At 67.3% G+C, this 18,989-nt stretch carries 19 protein-coding genes and 1 riboswitch; of the genes, 14 read left to right on the top strand and 5 right to left on the bottom strand.

The annotated features are described in order from the left end of the window. Positions 1-6: 6 nt before the first annotated feature. Genes OJJ21_RS10155 through rsmI form a run of 3 tightly spaced genes read right to left on the bottom strand, consistent with a single transcriptional unit; the run spans position 7 to position 1,928 of the window. Positions 7-630, bottom strand: coding sequence for a BON domain-containing protein (locus OJJ21_RS10155; RefSeq protein ID WP_297685791.1), 624 nt, complete (start codon positions 628-630; stop codon positions 7-9). A 40-nt stretch (positions 631-670) separates the two neighbouring features. Beyond that, positions 671-1,027 (bottom strand): YraN family protein, encoded by a 357-nt coding sequence (locus OJJ21_RS10150; RefSeq protein ID WP_297685789.1) that lies wholly within the window; start codon positions 1,025-1,027, stop codon positions 671-673. Next, positions 1,011-1,928, bottom strand: a complete 918-nt coding sequence (gene rsmI, locus OJJ21_RS10145) for a 16S rRNA (cytidine(1402)-2'-O)-methyltransferase (protein WP_297685787.1) — start codon at positions 1,926-1,928, stop codon at positions 1,011-1,013. Before rsmI ends, OJJ21_RS10150 begins: the two co-directional genes overlap by 17 nt. Positions 1,929-1,992: 64 nt before the next feature. Here rsmI and OJJ21_RS10140 point away from each other — a divergent pair, with 64 nt between their 5' ends. The 3 genes from OJJ21_RS10140 to OJJ21_RS10130 all read left to right on the top strand — a co-directional run bounded on the left by OJJ21_RS10140 (position 1,993) and on the right by OJJ21_RS10130 (position 4,630). Next, positions 1,993-3,408, top strand: a complete 1,416-nt coding sequence (locus OJJ21_RS10140) for a penicillin-binding protein activator (RefSeq protein ID WP_297685785.1) — start codon at positions 1,993-1,995, stop codon at positions 3,406-3,408. Between the two features lie 170 nt (positions 3,409-3,578). Beyond that, positions 3,579-4,112 carry a response regulator gene (locus OJJ21_RS10135; protein ID WP_297685784.1) on the top strand — a complete coding sequence of 178 codons (534 nt, stop codon included), beginning with the start codon at positions 3,579-3,581 and terminating at the stop codon, positions 4,110-4,112. 26 nt (positions 4,113-4,138) lie between these two features. Beyond that, a complete protein-coding gene (locus OJJ21_RS10130; RefSeq protein WP_297685782.1) occupies positions 4,139-4,630 on the top strand; it encodes a hypothetical protein in 492 nt (163 codons plus the stop codon). 24 nt (positions 4,631-4,654) lie between these two features. On the opposite strand, the gene OJJ21_RS10125 is transcribed toward OJJ21_RS10130, so the two are convergent. Together OJJ21_RS10125 and OJJ21_RS10120 are read right to left on the bottom strand one after the other, a co-directional pair. Continuing rightward, positions 4,655-5,413: a sulfite exporter TauE/SafE family protein gene (locus OJJ21_RS10125; RefSeq protein ID WP_297685780.1), complete on the bottom strand. Its 759-nt coding sequence runs from the start codon at positions 5,411-5,413 to the stop codon at positions 4,655-4,657. Continuing rightward, positions 5,406-6,020, bottom strand: a complete 615-nt coding sequence (locus OJJ21_RS10120) for a HupE/UreJ family protein (protein ID WP_297685778.1) — start codon at positions 6,018-6,020, stop codon at positions 5,406-5,408. Before OJJ21_RS10120 ends, OJJ21_RS10125 begins: the two co-directional genes overlap by 8 nt. A gap of 103 nt (positions 6,021-6,123) precedes the next feature. Then, positions 6,124-6,366: riboswitch (cobalamin riboswitch) on the top strand. Positions 6,367-6,500: 134 nt separating this feature from the next. Here OJJ21_RS10120 and cobW point away from each other — a divergent pair. Genes cobW through OJJ21_RS10065 form a run of 11 tightly spaced genes read left to right on the top strand, consistent with a single transcriptional unit; the run spans position 6,501 to position 18,987 of the window. Further along, positions 6,501-7,541: a cobalamin biosynthesis protein CobW gene (gene cobW, locus OJJ21_RS10115; protein WP_297685822.1), complete on the top strand. Its 1,041-nt coding sequence runs from the start codon at positions 6,501-6,503 to the stop codon at positions 7,539-7,541. Between the two features lie 20 nt (positions 7,542-7,561). Next, positions 7,562-11,332 (top strand): cobaltochelatase subunit CobN, encoded by a 3,771-nt coding sequence (cobN, locus tag OJJ21_RS10110; protein WP_297685776.1) that lies wholly within the window; start codon positions 7,562-7,564, stop codon positions 11,330-11,332. Beyond that, positions 11,329-11,973 (top strand): cob(I)yrinic acid a,c-diamide adenosyltransferase, encoded by a 645-nt coding sequence (gene cobO, locus OJJ21_RS10105; RefSeq protein ID WP_297685774.1) that lies wholly within the window; start codon positions 11,329-11,331, stop codon positions 11,971-11,973. The genes cobN and cobO overlap by 4 nt, the downstream gene beginning before the upstream one ends. A 2-nt stretch (positions 11,974-11,975) precedes the next feature. Beyond that, entirely contained in the window at positions 11,976-12,359 is a 384-nt protein-coding gene (locus OJJ21_RS10100; RefSeq protein WP_297685772.1) for a RidA family protein, read from the top strand. 9 nt (positions 12,360-12,368) lie between these two features. Continuing rightward, entirely contained in the window at positions 12,369-13,409 is a 1,041-nt protein-coding gene (locus OJJ21_RS10095; RefSeq protein WP_297685770.1) for a sirohydrochlorin chelatase, read from the top strand. After that, entirely contained in the window at positions 13,409-14,047 is a 639-nt protein-coding gene (locus OJJ21_RS10090) for a precorrin-8X methylmutase (RefSeq protein ID WP_297685820.1), read from the top strand. Before OJJ21_RS10095 ends, OJJ21_RS10090 begins: the two co-directional genes overlap by 1 nt. Then, positions 14,044-15,246, top strand: a complete 1,203-nt coding sequence (gene cbiE / locus OJJ21_RS10085; protein ID WP_297685768.1) for a precorrin-6y C5,15-methyltransferase (decarboxylating) subunit CbiE — start codon at positions 14,044-14,046, stop codon at positions 15,244-15,246. The genes OJJ21_RS10090 and cbiE overlap by 4 nt, the downstream gene beginning before the upstream one ends. 10 nt (positions 15,247-15,256) lie before the next feature. Beyond that, entirely contained in the window at positions 15,257-15,976 is a 720-nt protein-coding gene (cobI, locus tag OJJ21_RS10080; RefSeq protein ID WP_297685766.1) for a precorrin-2 C(20)-methyltransferase, read from the top strand. After that, positions 15,973-17,775: a precorrin-3B C(17)-methyltransferase gene (gene cobJ / locus OJJ21_RS10075; RefSeq protein WP_297685764.1), complete on the top strand. Its 1,803-nt coding sequence runs from the start codon at positions 15,973-15,975 to the stop codon at positions 17,773-17,775. The genes cobI and cobJ overlap by 4 nt, the downstream gene beginning before the upstream one ends. Then, the gene (cobM, locus tag OJJ21_RS10070; RefSeq protein ID WP_297685762.1) at positions 17,772-18,557 is read left to right on the top strand and encodes a precorrin-4 C(11)-methyltransferase; all 786 of its coding nucleotides are present in this window, start codon (positions 17,772-17,774) and stop codon (positions 18,555-18,557) included. Before cobJ ends, cobM begins: the two co-directional genes overlap by 4 nt. Positions 18,558-18,588: 31 nt before the next feature. After that, entirely contained in the window at positions 18,589-18,987 is a 399-nt protein-coding gene (locus OJJ21_RS10065) for a protease inhibitor I42 family protein (RefSeq protein WP_297685760.1), read from the top strand. The last annotated feature ends 2 nt before the right edge of the window (positions 18,988-18,989 follow it).

Here is an 18,989-nt window from a genome sequence, read left to right as displayed (position 1 = left end):
CATGTCCTATACCGGGCGACGGCGCGGATCGGTCTTCAGCCAGACATGGCTGACCACCTTGCGCACGCCCTTGATGGTGCGGGCATAGTCGGTGACTTTGGTGATTTCCTGATCGTTCTGCGCCAGGCCGATCAGGTAAACCGTGCCGTTCACCGACTCGATCGAATAGTTGATGTCGACGATTTCCTTGTCGGTGGCGATCTTGGCGCGCAGCTGCGTGGTGATCCAGGCATCGTTGGCGCTGTCGACCAGATCGCCGGCGCTGGTCACCTGCACCTCGTTGATCACTTCCTGGATACGGTCGCTCGCCGTCCAGGCCAGCCGCGTGGCCTCGTCGCGCGAGAACTCCGTGCCCACCACGCCGGTCAGCAGCACGCGGCCCTCGATCACCGTGATCGACAGCTTGCGCCAGACATACTGGTTTTCCTTGAGGTATTTGTCGTTGATGGCGAGCTGGATGCCCTTGTCGTTGGCGGCATTCTTGATGCCGCGCTCCTCGGCGGCGGCAACACCGGTGGCGGCACCGGCGCCGACCGCCACACCGACACAGCCCTGCAAGACCGGCACGGCCAGCAGCAGAAGGACAAAGGGCGTTACGCGAAACAGGGAGGCAAGGCAGACAGGACGCAAGCGGAACTCCTCAGGTGTGACGACAAGCCCGGACCGGACGTCAGATCCGCCAGGCATCGCGGATATGACGGGGCCAGCGACCGGGCACCAGCAGCATGGCATCGAAACGCAGCGACAGGGTGGCGGCATCGGCCTGCTGGCCCAAGAATACCGCAGCCGCCTGGGCAATGCGATGGCGTTGCGCAGCCTGCACGGCCTCGGCGGCCTGCGCGAAACTGTCACGCCACTTCACCTCCACGGCAATCACCAGCCGGCCGCGCCGCGCCAGGATATCGATCTCCCCCAAAGGGTGGCGCCAGTTGCGGGCCAGGATGCGATAGCCCTGCAGCCGCAGCCACCAGACCGCCCGGGTTTCGCCGGCCCTGCCCCGGCTGTGACGGTCAGTCCGTGCCGCCATCGCGGGAGTCCCCGTCGCGCAATGCGAGAGCCCGGGCATAGACCGGCTTGCGGCCCAGCCCGAGCAGCACCGCGACTTCATCCACGGCCTGGCGCAGCGGCAGCCGGGCCATCGCCTCGGCCAGTGCACTGTCGAGATCGGCGGCCGAGGCCGCGGCTTGCTCCGCCGGCGGAGCGATCACCAGGGTGATCTCGCCCTTCGGCGCGCCATGGGCGGCATAATGGGCGGCCAGATCATGCAGCGTGCCGCGCCGCACTTCCTCGAATTTCTTGGTCAGCTCGCGCGTCACGGCGGCTTCGCGCGCCGGGCCGAACACCGATTCCATATCGGCCAGGCTGTCGCCCAGCCGCTGGGCGCTTTCGAGCATGACCAGGGTGGCCGGAATGCCGGCCAGTTCGGCCAGCCATTTGCGCCGCGCAGCGGTTTTCGGCGGCGGAAAGCCAGCGAACAGGAAACGGTCGCTGGGCAGGCCGGAGACGCTCAGGCCAGCCAGCACGGCCGAGGCGCCCGGCAATGCGGTGACGGCGATACCGGCCTCGATGCAGGCGCGTACCAGTTTGTAGCCCGGATCGTTGATCAGCGGCGTGCCGGCATCGGACACCAGGGCCACCACGGCACCGCCCTGCAGCTTCTCGATCAGCTGGGGCCGCACTTTTGCCGCATTATGCTCATGGTATGGGAAAAGCGAGGTATCGATGCCGTAGCGTCTGAGCAGCGGCCCGGTGACGCGGCTGTCTTCGCAGGCGACCAGGTCGGCATGCTGCAGCAGGGCGAGGGCACGCAGCGTGATATCGGCAGCGTTGCCGATCGGGGTGGCCACCAGATATAAGCCGGGGGTGAATTGCGCCGCATCGACCCCGAAAGTTGAGCGTTCGGGCGGCGACTGGATTGGATCTGTCATGGGCTTCGGAATGAGCTGCGTCATGCATTGTAGAGTGGGCCTTTCCGCCCAGTCTATGCCTCCCATGCCCCTGTCCGCCCCGATATCCGGTTTCCTCCGTCGTATTCTGCCTTTGCTGATGCTGGCCATGCTGGCGGCCTGCCAGAGCGGCCCGCAGGCCCAGGGCGGCCTGCCCGGACTGCTGGAGCGGGTGGCGCCGGGTGCGCCGCAGCGCGTCGCCCCCTCGCCCGGCACCCCGGCCCATCAGGCGGGCGCCGGCACGCAGACCAACATCCCGCCCGCCGGCACGGCCCTGCCGCAGCCGGCACTGCCGTCGCTGGCCATCGAAACCCAGCCGCTGCCGCCGCTGAATGCCCCCATGCTGACCGCGCCAAGCAGCGCCGATGCCATCCGCATCGGTTTCCTGGCGCCCTTATCGGGCCCGAATGCCGGCCTGGGCCGGGCGCTGTTCGACGCCGCCCAGCTGGCGCTGTTCGATCTGGCCGACAGCCGCCTGGTGCTACTGCCGCGCGATACCGAAGGCAGCGCCGACAAGGCCGCCGAAGCGGCGCGCCGCGTGATCGCCGAGGGCGCCCAGATCATCATCGGCCCGCTGTTTTCCAACGAGGCCGCCGCCGTCGGCACGGTGGCGCGCGAGCGCAATGTGAAGGTGCTGAGCTTTTCCACCGACCGCAGCGTGGCGGGCGGCGGCACCTATCTGCTCGGTTTCACGCCGGACCAGCAGGTCGAACGCGTGATCGGCTATGCCCGCACACGCGGCCTCACCCGCTTCGCCGTACTGGCGCCGGATTCGCCCTACGGCAATGCGGTGACGCAGGCTGCAACGGTGGCTGCCGGTGCCGCCGGCGGCCAGATGCTGCACCAGGACCGCTACCCGGTCGATACCGGCGACCTGACGCCGACGGTGCGCCGCTTCGCCGCCGCCCTGCGCGCCCTGCCGCCGCGCGGCCCCGAAGAGCCGCCGGTGGAGGGCGCCGATCCCAGCCTGCCGCGGCCGGTCGACGGCCTGCTGCTGCCCGAAGGCGGCGCGCGGCTGCGCGCCCTGGCGCCGCTGCTGCCGTTTTTCGATATCGATCCGCGCGCCGTGCGCTTCCTCGGCACCGGCCTGTGGGACGATGCCGCGCTCAGCACCGAACCGGCCCTGGTCGGCGGCTGGTATGCCGGCCCGGCGCCGGACGGCTTTATCGAATTCAGCCGGCGCTTCGAGCAGGGCTTCGCCCGCCGACCGCCGCGGCTCGCCAGCCTGGCCTACGATGCCACCGCGCTGGTCGGCATCCTGGCGCGGCGGACCGATACCGCCACACCCTTCGATGAGGCGGGCCTGTCCAATCCCGATGGCTTTGCCGGCTATGACGGGATTTTCCGTTTCAGGGCCGATGGCCTGGTGCAGCGCGGCCTGGCCGTGCTGGAAATCCAGCGCCGCGGCAGCAGCCGGGTGATCGATCCGGCCCCGGCCAGTTTCCAGCCGCCGACCAACTGATCCGCAGCCGACGCACCGGCTGCACAGGCGGATTACCGAGAATTTACTCGATCCACGCGGGCCGGGCATGATACTTACCGCTTAAGGCAAAACACTACTTTAACGAGCTTTTGCTAATGATCATCTTCTAGTACAATTTATGTTCACCCGTTCGCGGGAGGAACTGAGCGGTGAGCGAAGACATGGCCGATCATGAGCGTATCGATTTCTCGAAGATCAGTTTCCTGGTCGTCGAGCCCAACCGATTGATGGGCCAGATGGTGCGCGACGTGCTGCAGATGCTGGATGCGCAATACATCGACCGCGCCCGCGATTTCGACACCGCCATCAACGTCCTGCGCATGGGGCGCACCGATATCATGATCACCGAATGGGCGCTGAGCCAGGAAAAGCTCGGTCGCGACGGCATGGATATCGTGCACTGGCTGCGCAACGACGCCGGCTCGCCCAACCGCATGATGCCGGTGGTGATGATGACGGCGAATTCGGAAGAGGAATATGTCTGCCGCGCCCGCGATTGCGGCGTGTCGGAATTCGTCGCCAAGCCCTATACCGTCAACGGCTTCTACACCCGCCTTGCCGCCGCCATCGCGCGACCGCGCCAGTTCGTGCGGATCGGCGAGTATTTCGGGCCGGACCGCCGGCGCCGCAGAATGCCGGATTATGGCGGGCCGGAGCGCCGCGTCATGGCTGAAGCCATCTGACAGGAACGACGGGCCAGCCTCTCAGGATGAGCAAGAAACCAGTTTTCATGCCGCCGGCCCAGGAGCTGCGGCGCAAGGCGGTCAACTTCAAAAAGGGGTTCCGGCTCAAGCTGGAGCCGGAAGAACTGAAGCGGCTGGAAGCCGTGGTCGAGAAGGCCACCGACCAGTTCACCGTCGAGGTCGCCGAGAAGCTGCGCCTGCTGCGCAGCGCGCTGGACCAGGTGGCACTGGGCCGGCACGGCAGCGACCAGGCGATGCAGGCGATCCGCGGCGCCTCGCTCGAGATCAAGGGCATGGGCGGCATGTTCAAGTATCCGCTGCTCACCGCCTTTGCCAAATCGCTCAACGATTTCACCAAGGATATGGGCGCCCCGAGCCCGATCCAGCTCGACATCATCGCGGCGCAGATCGACGCGCTCTATGTCGTGATGGGCCAGCGCATCCAGGGCAGCGGCGGCAAGATCGAGACCCAGCTGCTGGAAGCGCTCGAACTGGCCGCCCGCAAGCACAAAAACTGACGCCGGCACCGCTGTCGCGGTTTCCTACAGCATTTTCCACAGCGGCAGGCCCGACAGGGCGGCAAAGGCGCAAAGCGCCAACGCGACGCGGCGGAACTGGGCCTCGTCGGCGCGCGCAAACAGCCGCATGCCAAAGCGTAGCGGCAGCAGATAGGCCGGAATCAGCGGCAGCGATGACAGCAGGCTTTCCGCCGTGAACAGGCCGTTCCACCAATAGGCGATGGCCGTCGCGATTGCGGTGAAACCGAAAAACACCACAAGGTTGGCGCGCACCGTGGCGGCCGCGCTCTGGCCGCCGAGCCAGAGCAGCACCACCGGCGGCCCCGGCAAGGCCACCGCCCCGCCACTCAATCCGGCCAGCGCGCCGGTGCCCAATGTGGCCGGCAGGCCAAGCCGGCCCTGATAGCGCCAGCCCCGGGCCATCAGCGCGACGGCCAGCAGGATCACGCCGCACACCATCCAGCGCATCAGGTCGGCATCGGCCACCACCAGCAGCGCAACACCGAGCGGAATGGCGGCCACGGCAGCAAGCGCGAGCGGCAGCACCTCGCGCCACACACAACGCCGGACCGCGTCGCGCAGCATCGGCAGGGCGGCCGCATCGTCAGCGATCAGCAGCCAGACGGCGGCCAGTTTGGGCTCGTACATCAGCCCGGCGATCGGCATGAACATCATGGCGCCGCCGAAACCGGAAAAGCCGCGCACCAGGCCGGCCAGCGCTGCCGCGCCGACCACCGCCCAGTAGCGCGGCTCGGTCAGGAAACCGAGAAGGGTGTCAGCCAACCAGGATGACGATGCCGGCCAGCGCCACCGCGGCGCCGGCGGCGCGGGTAAGCGCCGGCAGCGCGACATGCTGGGCCAGCCGCGCGGCGGCAAGGCCGAGACCGTGCAGCAGGGCCGTGGCCAGCACCATGCCGAGGGCATAGGTCACGGCCTGCGACGCATCGCCCAGTTCAGTGCCATGGGCATGGCCGTGGAAAACGGCGAACAGCGCCGTCACCGCCATGGCGGCCGGCAGCGGCGGACGCACGGCGAAGGCCACGATCAGGCCGAGCAGCAGCACGGAAAGCGCGATGCCGGCTTCAACGCCCGGCAGCGCAACCTGCGCCAGGCCGAGGACGAAACCGCCGGCCATGGCGACAACGAAACTGGCCGGCAGCAGCCAGAGCGCACGCGGAGTCTGGCCCGACTGCTGGATGGCCCAGAGGCCGACCGCCAGCATGGCCATCAGATGGTCGAACCCGCCGAAGGGATGCGTGAAGCCTGCCGTAAAGCCGGCGGCGACCGGCTCGCCGCCCGGATGGCCGGGATGGGCCAGCGCCGGAAGGGCAAGGCTTGCCAGAACAACGGCCGGCAGAACCGCCTGACCCAGCTTGGACTTGAACGACATGGCGAACCTCTTGTTATGCGCGCCGTGCAGACTGCGCGCGTCGTGCGAACCACCCGCCCCTTTGTGCCCAAGGCCGGCCGGTTTGACAAGACCGGTACCGCGGCTTACCGTCCGCCGCGATGGTTCGTGGCGGTGTCTGTCTGGATGGCGTCACGATGAAAAGGGAACGCGGTGCCGGCTTTTCCTGCGGAATTTTTCCGCAGGATGCCGCAAGCCGCGGCAGCCCCCGCTACGGTGGGCGGTGAGCGGCGCGCAACACGCCACTGGACAGTCTGATAGTCCGGGAAGGCGCGCGATCCGCGATGAACCGCAAGCCCGGAGACCTGCCATCGGAATTGGTCGAAACGGACGTGTCGGACGGGGTGTGCCGGCGCCCGGCCTGTGTCATTCTCGCCCGCCCAGCCGCTGGAGGACTGGCGCAGCGGCAGGATCGGCACGGCCATGGTCCGCGTCGGCGTCATGCAACAGGACGCTAGAAGAATGCAGAAGAGTCCCGCCCAGAAAATTCCCGCGACCGTGGTGACCGGCTTCCTCGGTGCCGGCAAGACCACGCTGATCCGCCATCTCATCACCAACGCCAATGGCCGGCGCATCGCGCTGATCGTCAATGAATTCGGCGAGATCGGCATCGATGGCGAGCTGCTGAAAAGCTGCGGCGCGCCCGATTGCGGCGAAGACGATATCGTCGAGCTGGCCAATGGCTGCCTGTGCTGTACGGTCGCCGACGATTTCCTGCCCACCCTGCAAAAGCTGCTGGATCGCCCCAATCCGCCCACCCATATCGTAATCGAAACCTCCGGCCTCGCCCTGCCGAAACCCCTCGTTCAGGCCTTTGCCTGGCCCGGCATCAGGAATCGCACCACGGTGGATGGCGTGGTGACCGTGGTGGATGCCGCCGCCGTGGCCGAAGGCCGTTTCGCCGAGGATGAAGACGCGCTGGCCGCGCAACGCGCCGCCGATCCGAATCTCGATCACGACAATCCGCTGGAGGAACTGTTCGAGGATCAGCTGGGCTGCGCCGACCTCGTGCTGCTGAACAAGGCCGACCTGCTGGATGACGGCGCGCTGGACAATGTGCGCAGCGAAATCGCCGTGCATCTGCGTCAGGGCGTGAAGACGCTGGCGATTGCCCGGGGCGAGATCGCCGCCGACATCCTTCTGGGCATCCACGCCGCGGCCGAAGACGATATCGCCGCGCGCAAATCGCATCACGACGATGAAGACGACCACGACCACGAGGATTTCTTCAGCTTCAGCGTCACGCTGCCCGAACAGGTCGCGCCCGAAGCACTGCTGGAGCGGCTGCTGCCGGTGATCGACGAACACGACATCCTGCGCGTGAAAGGCTTTGTCGCCGTCGCCGGCAAGACCATGCGGCTGGTGCTGCAGGGCGTCGGCGCGCGGCTGAGCCATTACTACGACCGCGACTGGCAGGGCCATGAGCCGCGCGCCACCCGCCTGGTGGTGATCGGCCGCGCCGGGCTGGACGAGGCGGCGATCCGCGCCGCCCTCGCGGCCTGACAGCGTAAAGCGGCAACACCGTGCATCTGCTCAATGCCATACCCGGCGGCGCGGCAGCGGCTGACGGTGCCGTCGACCTGAAGCAGTCGCCCGGCGACATCGTCATCCTGAGTGCCGCCGATACCGAACTGTCGGCACTCAGCAGCGCCTGTGCCGGCCTGCCTGAAGATTTTCCCTCGCTCAGACTCGCCAATCTCCTGCAGCTCGGCCATCCCTACGCGGTCGATCTCTATGCCGAGAGCGTGATCGCCCATGCGCGGCTGGTGATCGTGCGGCTGCTCGGCGGCCAGAGCTACTGGAGCTACGGCGTCGAGCGGCTGAGCGACCTGTGCCGCGCGCGCGGCATCCTGCTCGCCTTCCTGCCCGGTGACCGCCAGCCCGACCCGGGCCTCGACGGATTCTCCACGGTCGACGATGAAAACCGCGCCGCGCTGTTCGAGTATTTCCGCGAAGGCGGCATCGAAAACCTGCGTCATGCGCTGCACCGTGCCGCCGCCCTGATCGGCCGCGACGAGGATCCGCCCGCCGCGCGCCCGCTCCCGGCCGCCGGCCTGTACTGGCCGCAGATCGGCGATCCCGATCTCGACAGCCTGCGCCAGGCCTGGGACGGGACGCACCGGCGCGGGCCGCAGCCGGTGGCCGCCATCGTGTTCTATCGCGCGCTGATGCAGGCCGGCGATCTGGCCGCCGTCGATGCGCTGATCGCGGCGCTCGCCAGCGAAGGCCTCAACCCGCTGCCGATCTATGTCACCAGCCTGAAGGACCGCCTGTCGGCGGATATCGTCGGCACCCTGCTCGATCAGGCGCTGCCCGATGTGATCCTGAACGCGACCAGCTTCGCGCTCGGCAGCCCGGCCGGCAATGACGGCGGCAGCGAAGACCCGCTCGGCCAGTGCGACTGCCCGGTGCTGCAGGTTGTTTTTGCGACGCAGCCGGCGGAAGACTGGAGAACCGGCACGCGCGGCCTCAATCCGCGCGACCTTGCCATTGCCGTGGCGCTGCCCGAGATCGACGGCCGCATCCTGAGCCGCGCCGTCGCCTTCAAGGCCGAGGCGCAGTTCGACACGCGCACCGAATGCAGCATCGTGCGGCTGCAGCCCGATCATGGCCGCTGCGCCTTCGTCGCCAAACTCGCCTGCGCCTGGTCGCGGCTCGGCCGGTTGGCGCCGGCCGAACGCAAGGTCGCGCTGGTGATGGCGAATTATCCGAACCGCGACGGTCGCATCGGCAACGGCGTCGGCCTCGACACGCCGCAGAGTGCAGTGGAAATCCTGCGCGCCATGAAAGACGCCGGCTATGAGCTGAATGCGCTGCCGGTGAGCGGCAACCGCCTGATCGAGGCGCTGATCGAAGGCGTCACCAACGATTTCGCCTCCGCCGCCGGGCGGCGCATCCGCGTGGTCTATCCGCTGGCGCTGTATCGCCGCTTCTTCGAGCGTCTGCCGCCGGCGATCCAGCAGGCGGTGACCGCACGCTGGGGCGAACCGGAAGACGATCCCCATATCGATGCCGGTGCCGATGGACGGAACGGCTTTGCCCTGCCGGTGCTGCCGCTGGGCAATGTGGCGGTGATGATCCAGCCGGCACGCGGCTACAATATTGATCCGGCGCGCAGCTATCACGACCCCGACCTGGTGCCGCCGCATCACTATTTCGCCGCCTATGCCTGGCTGCGCGAAAGCTTCGGCGCCGATGCGGTGATCCATTGCGGCAAGCACGGCAATCTGGAATGGCTGCCCGGCAAGGCGCTGGCCCTCTCTGAGGACTGCCTGCCCGAGGCGGTGTTCGGCCCGATGCCGCAGCTCTATCCCTTCATCGTCAACGATCCGGGCGAGGGTACGCAGGCCAAGCGCCGCACGGCGGCGGTGATCCTCGATCACCTGACGCCGCCGCTGACGCGCGCCGAAATCTACGGCGACCTGGCCGCGCTGGAACAGCTGGTCGACGAATATTATGAAGCCGCCGGCATGGATCGCCGGCGCCTGCCGCTGCTGGCCGAACGCATCATCGCCGAGACGCGGCGGCTCGGCCTGGATGCCGATTGCGACATCCAGATCGGCGAGGCAACGGACACTGCCCTGCTGAAACTCGACAATCACCTGTGCGACCTGAAGGAACTGCAGATCCGCGACGGCCTGCATGTCTACGGCACCAAACCGCATGGCGAGCAGCTGATCGACCTGCTGGTGGCGCTGGTGCGGCTGCCGCGCGGCGACGGCAAGGAGGGCCGGGCCTCGATCCTGCGCGCGCTGAGCAGCGATCTCGGCCTCGGCTTCGATCCGCTCGGCACTGATTATGCGGCACCGTGGGACGGGCCGCAGCCGGCCGTGCTGGCCGACCTGGCGCCGGGCAGCTGGCGCAGCCATGGCGACACCATCGAACGGCTGGAGATTCTGGCCAAGCAGCTGGTGGCCGACCGCCGGCTGCCCGATGAATCCTGGCTGGCAACCCGCGCCGTGCTGCAGGAAATCGACTATCGCCTGCGCGCCGCCGTGCTCGGCTGCGGCCGCGCTGAGATCGAGAATCTGCTGCGCGGCCTCGACGGCCGCTTCGTGCCGCCGGGGCCGAGCGGCGCGCCGACCCGCGGCCGGCCGGAAGTGCTGCCCACGGGCCGCAACTTCTTCTCGCTGGATGCGCGCAGCCTGCCGACGCCGACAGCCTGGACGCTGGGCTGGCAGTCGGCCGATGCGCTGCTGCAGCGCCATCGCCAGGATCACGGCGAATGGCCGCGCGCCATCCTGCTCAATGCCTGGGGCACCGCCAACATGCGCACCGGCGGCGACGACATCGCCCAGGCGCTGGCCCTGATCGGGGCGCGACCGACCTGGGAAACCACATCGGGCCGCGTCACCGGTTTCGAGATCGTGCCGCCCGACCTGCTGGACCGGCCGCGCATCGACGTGACGCTGAAGGTGAGCGGTTTCTTCCGCGATGCCTTCCCGATGCAGCTCAACCTGTTCGATGCCGCCAGCCGCGCCGTGCAGGCGCTGGACGAGCCGCCCGAGGTCAATCCGCTGGCGCAGCGCGTGAAAGACGAGGCGGCGGCGATGATGGCGCGCGGCCTGGATGCCGCGGAGGCAAAGCGCCGCGCCGGCTATCGCGTCTTCGGTGCGCAGCCCGGGGCTTATGGCGCCGGATTGCAGGCGATGATCGACGAAGGCGGCTGGACCGAGACCGCCGATCTGGCCCGCGCCTATATCGCCTGGGGCGGCTATGCCTATGGCGGCGACGCGGAAGGCATTGCCGATGCGGAAGTGTTCGTGCAGCGCCTGAGCGGCATCGATACGGTGGTGCAGAACCAGGACAACCGCGAGCATGACCTGCTTGATTCCGACGACTATTACCAGTTCGAGGGCGGCGCGGTGGCAGCGGTGCAATTCGCGTCCGGCACGGCGCCGACCGCCTATCACAACGATCATTCGCGCCCCGAGGCACCGCGCATCCGCCGGCTGGAAGAGGAAATCGCCCGCGTCGTGCGCGGCCGCGCCGCCAATCCGAAATGGATCGCCGGCGTGAAGCGCCATGGTTACAAGGGCGCCTTCGAGATCGCCGCCACGGTGGATTACCTGTTCGCCTTCGCCGCCACCACCGGCCTGGTGCGCGACCACCAGTTCGAGGCGCTGTATGACGCCTACCTGGCCGATGCCGAGACGCGCAGCTTTCTCGAAAGCAACAACCCGGCCGGGGCGCGCGAGATCGCCGAACGCTTTGCCGAGGCGATCCGTCGCGGCCTGTGGCATCCGAAAACCAACTCGGTGCCGGACCTGCTGGAAAGGATGCTGGCGGCATGAAGATCAAGGAACCCGGCCTGAGCGAGGACGAGGCCAACGCGCGCGCCAACGAGAAGGCGAAGAAGCGCAAGGAGGTGCGCGACCGCATGCTGGCGACCAAGACCATCGAGAAGGGTCTGCTCATGGTCCATACCGGCAAGGGCAAGGGCAAGTCGACCGCCGCCTTCGGCCTGGTGATGCGCGCCATCGGCAACGGTTTCCGGGTCGGCATCGTGCAATTCGTCAAGGGCAAGTGGCAGACCGGCGAACGCCCGGTGCTGGAGATGTTTCCCGAGCAGGTGACGATCAAGGCGATGGGCGAGGGCTTCACCTGGGATACCCAGGACCGCGCCCGCGACATCGCCGCCGCCAAAACCGCCTGGGACGAGGCCAGGCGCATGATCGAGGCGGCACGGCAGGAGCCGCCGGCCTATGACATGCTGGTGTTCGACGAGCTCAACATCGTGCTGCGCTACGATTACCTCGATCTGGCCGAGGTGGTGGAAACCCTTCGCCAAAAACCGCCCGGGCTCCATATCGTGGTCACCGGCCGCAACGCCAAACCTGAGCTGATCGAGGCCGCCGACCTGGTGACCGAGATGACCGAAGTGAAGCATCCCTTCCAGGCTGGGGTGAAGGCACAAAAGGGGATAGAGTTCTGAGCATGAAGAAAAGTCTGCACAATCCCGCCAGCGTGGGCGCCGCCGTCGGTGGCTATACCCATGGCTGCCAGATCACCGAAGGCCAGCGCATCCTGTTTGTCAGCGGCCAGATTCCAGAAGCCGCCGATGGCAGCATTGCCGCGGATTTCGAGGGCCAGGCGCGTCAGGTCTGGCACAATATCGAGGCCGTCTTGCAGGATGCCGGCATGACGCTGGACAACCTGGTGAAGGTAACGACCTTCCTGACCGACCGCGAGCAGGTGCCGGCCAACCGCAAGGTGCGCAACGAAATGCTGGGCGAACGCAAGGTGGCGCTGACCGTGATGGTGGCCACCACGCTGGAAGCGCGCTGGCTGCTTGAAATCGAAGCCATCGCGATGGCATGAGCTGACCGGATGAACAGCCCCCTGATCCCCAATCCCTTCCAGAAGACCGGCGTCATGCTGTGCGGCCATGGCAGCCGCGACGAGCGCGCGGTGGCCGAGTTCACCGCGCTGGCCGATCACATGAAACGCCGCCTGCCGCAATACGATGTCGATTTCGGCTTCCTGGAATTCGCCACACCGATCATCCGCGACGGGCTCGATGCCCTGCGCGCCAAGGGCAACACGCGGATTCTGGCCCTGCCCGGCATGCTGTTCGCCGCCGGCCATGCCAAGAACGACATCCCGAGCGTGCTCAACCGCTATCAGGCCGAACACCCGGGTGTGACGATCAGCTACGGCCGCGACCTCGGCATCGACCTGAAGATGCTGCGCGCCGCCGGCGACCGTGTTCAGGCTGCCCTGAATGCTGCAGGGGAAGACATCGCCCGCCATGAAACCTGCCTGGTGGTGGTGGGGCGCGGCACCTCCGATCCGGACGCCAATTCCAACATCGCCAAAGTGATGCGCCTGCTGTGGGAAGGCTTCGGCTTCGGCTGGGCCGAGACCGCCTATTCCGGTGTCACCTTTCCGCTGGTGCAGCCGGCGCTGGAGCATGTCGCCAGGCTCGGCTACAAGCGCGTGATCGTGTTTCCGTATTTCCTGTTCACCGGCATCCTGGTCGAGCGCATCTACGATTCCACCGATATCGTCGCCGCCGCCCATCCGGAGATCGAATTCGTCAAGGCCGGCTACCTGAACGACCATCCGCTGGTACTCGAGGTGTTCGAGGACCGCCTGCAGGAAATTCTTGCCGGCACCAACAACATGAACTGCCAGATGTGCAAATACCGCGCCCAGGTGCTCGGCTTCGAGGACGAGGTCGGCCTGGCGCAGGAAAGCCATCACCATCATGTCGAGGGCATCGGCACCGGTCACGGGCATGGCCATGATCACGGGCACGATCATGGGCACGACCATCACCATGGACATGAGCACGGGCATGACGGGCACGGGCACCATCCCTATCCGCATGCCGACCACCCGCTGGGACCCAAGACCCTGACCAAATGATGGCTTACGACTATCTGCGCGACCCCGATGCGATCTATCGCCTGAGCTTCGAGCTGATCCGCGCCGAGGTCGACCTGTCGCATCTGCCGCCGGGCATTGACGAACTGGCGCTGCGCCTGATCCATGCCTGCGCCATGCCGGAGATTCTGCCCGACCTGGCCTGGACGCCGGATTTACCAGCCGCAGTCCATACTGCATTACAAAGCGGCAGACCGATCCTGAGCGATGTCGACATGGTGGCCTATGGCGTGATCCGCTCGCGCCTGCCGGCCGACAATCGCGTGTTGAGCTTCCTCAACACGCCGGAGGCGCGCGAGATCGGCCGTACCAAGCAGATCACGCGCTCTGCCGCGGCTGTTGAATTATGGATCCCCCATCTCGATGGGGCCGTCGTCGTCATCGGCAATGCGCCGACTGCCCTGTTCCGCCTGCTGGAAATGCTGAATGACGAAGGTGCACCGAAACCCGCCGCCATTCTCGGCTTCCCGGTCGGCTTCGTCGGTGCCGCCGAATCCAAGCAGGCGCTGATCGACCACGCGCCGGATGGCGTGGCCTGGGCGACGCTGAAAGGCCGGCGCGGCGGCAGCGCCATGGCGGCGGCAGCCATCAATGCCCTAGCAACCTGGAGTCCCGCATGAACAGGCGCTGGCTCAGCATTGTCGGTATCGGCGAGGACGGGCTCGACGGCCTCGGCAACGCCGCGCGCAGCGTGATCGAAACCGCCGAACTGCTGATCGGCGGCGAACGCCATCTCGCCATGATTCCGGCCCGCGAGGATCAGCGCCGCATCGGCTGGACCACGCCGCTGCTGGCCCAGGCCGACAGCATCGCCGACCATAAAGGCCGCCGGGTCTGCGTGCTGGCCAGCGGCGATCCGCTGTGGTTCGGCATCGGCGCCACGCTGGCCAAACGCGTGCCGGCGGAAGAAATTTCCGTCATCCCGCATGCCGGCGCCTTTTCGCTGGCGGCAGCCCGGCTGCTCTGGCCTCTGGATGCAGTGGATTGCCTTTCATTACATGGGCGCCCGCTCGACCTGCTGGCCGCTTTCCTGATGCCCGGTGCCCGCCTGCTGCTGCTGACCGAAAACGGCGCCGCGCCGGCGAAGATCGCCGAGTATCTGGCCAGACGCGGTTTCGGCAGCGCCAGCCTCACCGTGCTGGAGCATCTGGGCGGCGCGCAGGAAAACATCCTGACCGGCACCGCGAAGGACTGGCCGCACAAGACCTGCGCCGACCTCAATGTGCTGGCGGTCGAAATCACGGACGGCCCGGGCCTGACGCGGCTCGCCGGACTCGACGACGATCTCTATCTCCATGACGGCAACATCACCAAGCGCGAGATCCGCGCCGTCAGCCTGGCGCGCCTGTCGCCGTTTCCGGGCGACCTGCTGTGGGATGTCGGCGCCGGCTCGGGCTCGATCTCGATCGAATGGCTGCGTGCCGACCGGCGCAATCGCGCCATCGCCATCGAACACAAGGATTCGCGGCGCAGCATGATCGCGCAGAATGCGGCGGCGCTGGGCGTGCCGCAGCTGGACATCCGGGGCGGCACCGTGCCGGCGGCGCTGGATGGCCTGCCGGCACCCGACGCCATCTTCATCGGCGGCGGCGTCACCACCGAAGGCCTGATCGAACGCTGCTGGCAGGCGCTCAAGCCCGGCGGCCGGCTGGTCGCCAATGTGGTGACCCTGGAAGGCGAAATCCTGCTGGTGCAGGCGCGCCAGAGCCACGGCGGCGATCTGGCGCGCTTTGCCGTGCAGCGGGCCGAGCCGGTCGGCCGCTTTCATGGCTGGCATGCGATGATGCCGATCACACAATGGAGCGTCACCAAGGAATGAAGTGCCGCAAATGAGTGGAATTCTGTACGGCCTCGGTATCGGTCCGGGCGATCCCGAGCTGATCACGCTGAAGGCCCTGCGCCTGCTTCAAAGTGCCGATGTTGTTGCATACCCGGCGCCCGAGCAGGGCGACAGCCTGGCACGCAGTATCGTCGCGCCGCATCTGCGCGGCCGGCAGACCGAGCTGGCGATCCGCATGCCGCTGACCGTGGCGCGCTTTCCGGCCCAGGCGGTCTATGAGCAGGCGGCCGGGGAACTGGGTGCGCATCTGTCGGCCGGGCGCACGGTGGCGGTGCTCTGCGAGGGCGATCCTTTCCTCTACGGCTCCTTCATGTATCTGTTCGGCCGGCTGGCCGAACGCTTTCCGGTCGAGGTTGTGCCCGGCGTATCGTCGCTTACGGCCTGCGCGGCGGCGCTGAAACATCCGCTGGTGTCGCGCAACGATGTGCTGACGGTGATCCCGGCGCCGCTGGATGACGAGACCATCGCCGCCAAGCTGCTGCATACCGATGCCGCCGCGATCCTGAAGCTTGGCCGCCATGGCCCGCGCATTGTCGCCCTGCTGCAGCAGTTGGGCCTCGCCGACCGCGCCCAGTATATCGAACGCGCCACCATGGCCGGGCAACGCATCCTGCCGCTGGCCGAGATTGATCCGGCCAGCATTCCCTATTTCGCCATGATCCTGGTGCACCGGCGCGGAGAGCAGCATTTCATGGAGTTCCAGAGTTGAGTGGCAAACCGGCCCTGGTCCTGCTGACCCCGAATGCGCGCGGTACCGCGCAGGCGCTGATGACCGCCTTCCCCGCCTGGGAGGTCTATGCCCCCGACGATGCCGCGCTGGTGCATGCCCTGCCTCTCGGCAGGCCGACCAAGGCGATTGCGCAGCTGTTTGCCGCCGGCCGGCCGGTGATCGGCATCTGCGCCGCCGGGATTCTGATTCGCGCCGTGGCGCCGCTGCTGCAGGACAAGCACAGCGAGCCGCCGCTGATCGCGGTGGCGGCCGACGGGTCTTCGGTGGTGCCGCTGCTGGGGGGCCATCATGGCGCCAATCTGCTCGCGCGCCGCATCGCCAGCGTGCTGCAGGGCATTGCGGCGATCACCACGGCCGGCGATCTCGCCTTCGGCCTCGGCCTGGACGAGCCGCCCGACGGTTATACGCTGGCCAATCCGGACGACGCCAAGGGCCTGATGGCGAATCTTCTGCGTGGCAACGGCGTGCGTATCGAAGGGCATGCCCCGTGGCTGCGCGAGACCAACCTGCCGATTCGCGACGACGGCAGTATGCTGATCGAGGTGACGCATCGCGCCATCGAGGGCAGCCCCGATCACCTGATCTATCATCCGCGCAGCGTCGCCATCGGTGTCGGCTGCGAACGCAACACGCGGCCGGTCGAGCTGATCCGCCTGGTGCAGGGCACCCTGGACGAAGCCGGCATCGCGCGCGACGCAATTGCCGGGATTTACTCACTCGATCTCAAGGCCGACGAACCGGCGATGCAGGAACTGGCGAAATGGCTCGGCGTGCCGTTCCGCGTCTTCGATGCCGCGACACTGGAGGCCGAGACGCCACGCATGGCCACGCCTTCCGCGGTGGTATTCGCCGAGGTCGGCACCCATGGCGTGTCGGAAGGCGCCGCGCTGGCCGCCGCAGGACCGCTGGCCGAACTGATCGTACCCAAGCGCAAATCCGAACGCGCCACCTGCGCCATGGCGCTGGCGCCCGCGCCTTTCGATGGCGAAACCCGCGGCACGCCACGCGGCGAGCTGCATGTGGTGGGCACCGGCCCGGGCGATGCGCAATGGCTGACGCCGGAGGCGCGTATCGCGCTGGCGGACGCCACCGACTGGGTCGGCTACGGCCTCTATCTCGATCTCTATCCGGAGCTGCAGCCCGGCAAGACCCTGCATCGCTATGAGCTGGGCGAAGAAGAAGTGCGCGTGCGCGCCGCGCTGGATCTCGCCGCCACCGGCAAGCGGGTGGCGCTGGTCTGCTCCGGCGATCCCGGCATCTATGCGATGGCGACACTGGTGTTCGCCCTGCTGGAGAAGGAACCGGAGCGCAAGGACTGGCAGCGCATCGCCGTCAGCGTCGCGCCCGGCATCTCGGCTTTGCAGGCGGCAGCGGCGAAATCCGGCGCGCTGCTGGGGCATGACTTCTGCACGATTTCGCTGTCCGATCTGCTGACGCCGCTGGAAGCCATCCTCGAACGCGTCAAGGCCGCCGCCGAGGCCGATTTCGTCATCGCCTTCTACAACCCGGTGTCGCAGCGCCGCCGCCACCAGCTGGAGATGGCGAAGGATATTCTGCTGCGACATCGCCCGAATGAGACGCCGGTGGTGCTGGCGCGCAACCTGGGTCGCGAGGGCGAGCGGGTGACACTGACCACTTTGGCCGCGCTTGATATCGACAAGGTCGACATGCTGACCGTGGTGCTGGTGGGCAGCAGCGCCAGTCGCGCGATCGCGCTGCCCGACGGCCGCCGCTTCGCCTATACGCCGCGCGGCTATGAAAAGAAGTTCGACAGATGACGGTCCATTTCATCGGCGCCGGACCCGGCGCACCCGACCTGATCACCCTGCGCGGCGCGGCGCTGATCAAAAAATGCAGGGTCTGCCTCTATGCGGGCTCGCTGGTGCCCGAGGCCGTGGTTGACATGGCGCCGAAGGCGGCCCGCGTGATCGACACCGCGCCGCTGAACCTGGATGAGATCATGGCCGAGATCGTGGCGGCGCATGACAAGGGGCTGGACGTGGCGCGCGTGCATTCCGGCGATCCGTCGCTCTATGGCGCCATCGCCGAGCAGATCCGCCGCCTGAAAAAACTGAACATTCCTTTCACCATCACGCCGGGCGTGCCGGCTTTCGCCGCCGCTGCTGCCATCCTGCAGACCGAACTGACCCTGCCCGAGATCGCGCAGAGCGTGATCCTGACCCGCACGGCGATGAAATCCTCGGACATGCCGAAAGGCGAGACGCTGGCGAATTTCGGCCGCACCGGCGCCACGCTGGCGATTCATCTCTCGATCCGCAACATGCGCCATGTGGTGCAGGAACTGACGCCGCATTACGGCGCCGACTGCCCGGTTGCCGTCGTCGTGCGCGCCACCTGGCCGGACCAGGAGATTATCCGTGCGACCTTGAGCACGATTGCCGCGAAAGTGCGTGCCGCCAAGATCACCCGCACGGCGCTGATCCTGGTCGGCCGCGTGCTGGATGAAGCCGCCGATTTCCGCGACAGCGCGCTGTACGATCCGCGGCATGTGCATGTGCTGCGGCCCGGAAAGAAAGCCAAACCGGCGAAATCGCGCTAGGCTGGCCGCCTTGATTCGAGATGGAGTCCTCATGACCCTGCGTCCGGCATATCTGCGACTCGCTACCATCGCCTGGCTGTGCGGCAGCCTGGTCGCCTGCGGCACCGCCGAAGTCGAGCCGGCGGCCAAACCCGATCTGCTGACGCTGGAGATGCCGCAATCCGGCGGGCGCTTCATCCTGATGCAGGGCGAAGAGGTGCGTATCCGCCTGCCGGCCGATCACGGCACCGGCCATCGCTGGAGCATGGTGAATGAAGCACCCGGCACGGAAGCGCTGGCCCTGGCGGAAGAGCCGGCCTACGAGAGCGGCAGTGCCGAGGTCTGGCATTTCCGCGCCGCCGGCACCGGGCCGACCATCCTGTATTTCGTCTATCGCCAGCCCGGCGGCCCCGCTGTGCGCGAGGTGATCTACAGTTTCGAGATCCGCTGACG

The sequence above is a fragment of the Ferrovibrio sp. genome, assembly GCF_025869515.1.
Classification (GTDB): Bacteria; Pseudomonadota; Alphaproteobacteria; order Ferrovibrionales; family Ferrovibrionaceae; genus Ferrovibrio.
Note: the sequence above shows the minus strand (reverse complement) of the source record. Positions and strands in the feature narration are given on the sequence as shown.

Bases quoted from the DNA above. Each gene is read 5' to 3' on its own strand.
- OJJ21_RS10150 (WP_297685789.1), bottom strand. From the start codon at position 1,027: ATGGCGGCACGGACTGACCGTCACAGCCGGGGCAGGGCCGGCGAAACC.
- OJJ21_RS10065 (WP_297685760.1), top strand. From the start codon at position 18,589: ATGACCCTGCGTCCGGCATATCTGCGACTCGCTACCATCGCCTGGCTG.
- cobO (WP_297685774.1), top strand. From the start codon at position 11,329: ATGAAGATCAAGGAACCCGGCCTGAGCGAGGACGAGGCCAACGCGCGC.
- cobI (WP_297685766.1), top strand. From the start codon at position 15,257: ATGAGTGGAATTCTGTACGGCCTCGGTATCGGTCCGGGCGATCCCGAG.
- OJJ21_RS10140 (WP_297685785.1), top strand. From the start codon at position 1,993: ATGCCCCTGTCCGCCCCGATATCCGGTTTCCTCCGTCGTATTCTGCCT.
- cobM (WP_297685762.1), top strand. From the start codon at position 17,772: ATGACGGTCCATTTCATCGGCGCCGGACCCGGCGCACCCGACCTGATC.
- OJJ21_RS10100 (WP_297685772.1), top strand. From the start codon at position 11,976: ATGAAGAAAAGTCTGCACAATCCCGCCAGCGTGGGCGCCGCCGTCGGT.
- OJJ21_RS10095 (WP_297685770.1), top strand. From the start codon at position 12,369: ATGAACAGCCCCCTGATCCCCAATCCCTTCCAGAAGACCGGCGTCATG.
- cbiE (WP_297685768.1), top strand. From the start codon at position 14,044: ATGAACAGGCGCTGGCTCAGCATTGTCGGTATCGGCGAGGACGGGCTC.
- rsmI (WP_297685787.1), bottom strand. From the start codon at position 1,928: ATGACAGATCCAATCCAGTCGCCGCCCGAACGCTCAACTTTCGGGGTC.
- OJJ21_RS10130 (WP_297685782.1), top strand. From the start codon at position 4,139: ATGAGCAAGAAACCAGTTTTCATGCCGCCGGCCCAGGAGCTGCGGCGC.
- OJJ21_RS10120 (WP_297685778.1), bottom strand. From the start codon at position 6,020: ATGTCGTTCAAGTCCAAGCTGGGTCAGGCGGTTCTGCCGGCCGTTGTT.
- cobW (WP_297685822.1), top strand. From the start codon at position 6,501: ATGCAGAAGAGTCCCGCCCAGAAAATTCCCGCGACCGTGGTGACCGGC.
- OJJ21_RS10090 (WP_297685820.1), top strand. From the start codon at position 13,409: ATGGCTTACGACTATCTGCGCGACCCCGATGCGATCTATCGCCTGAGC.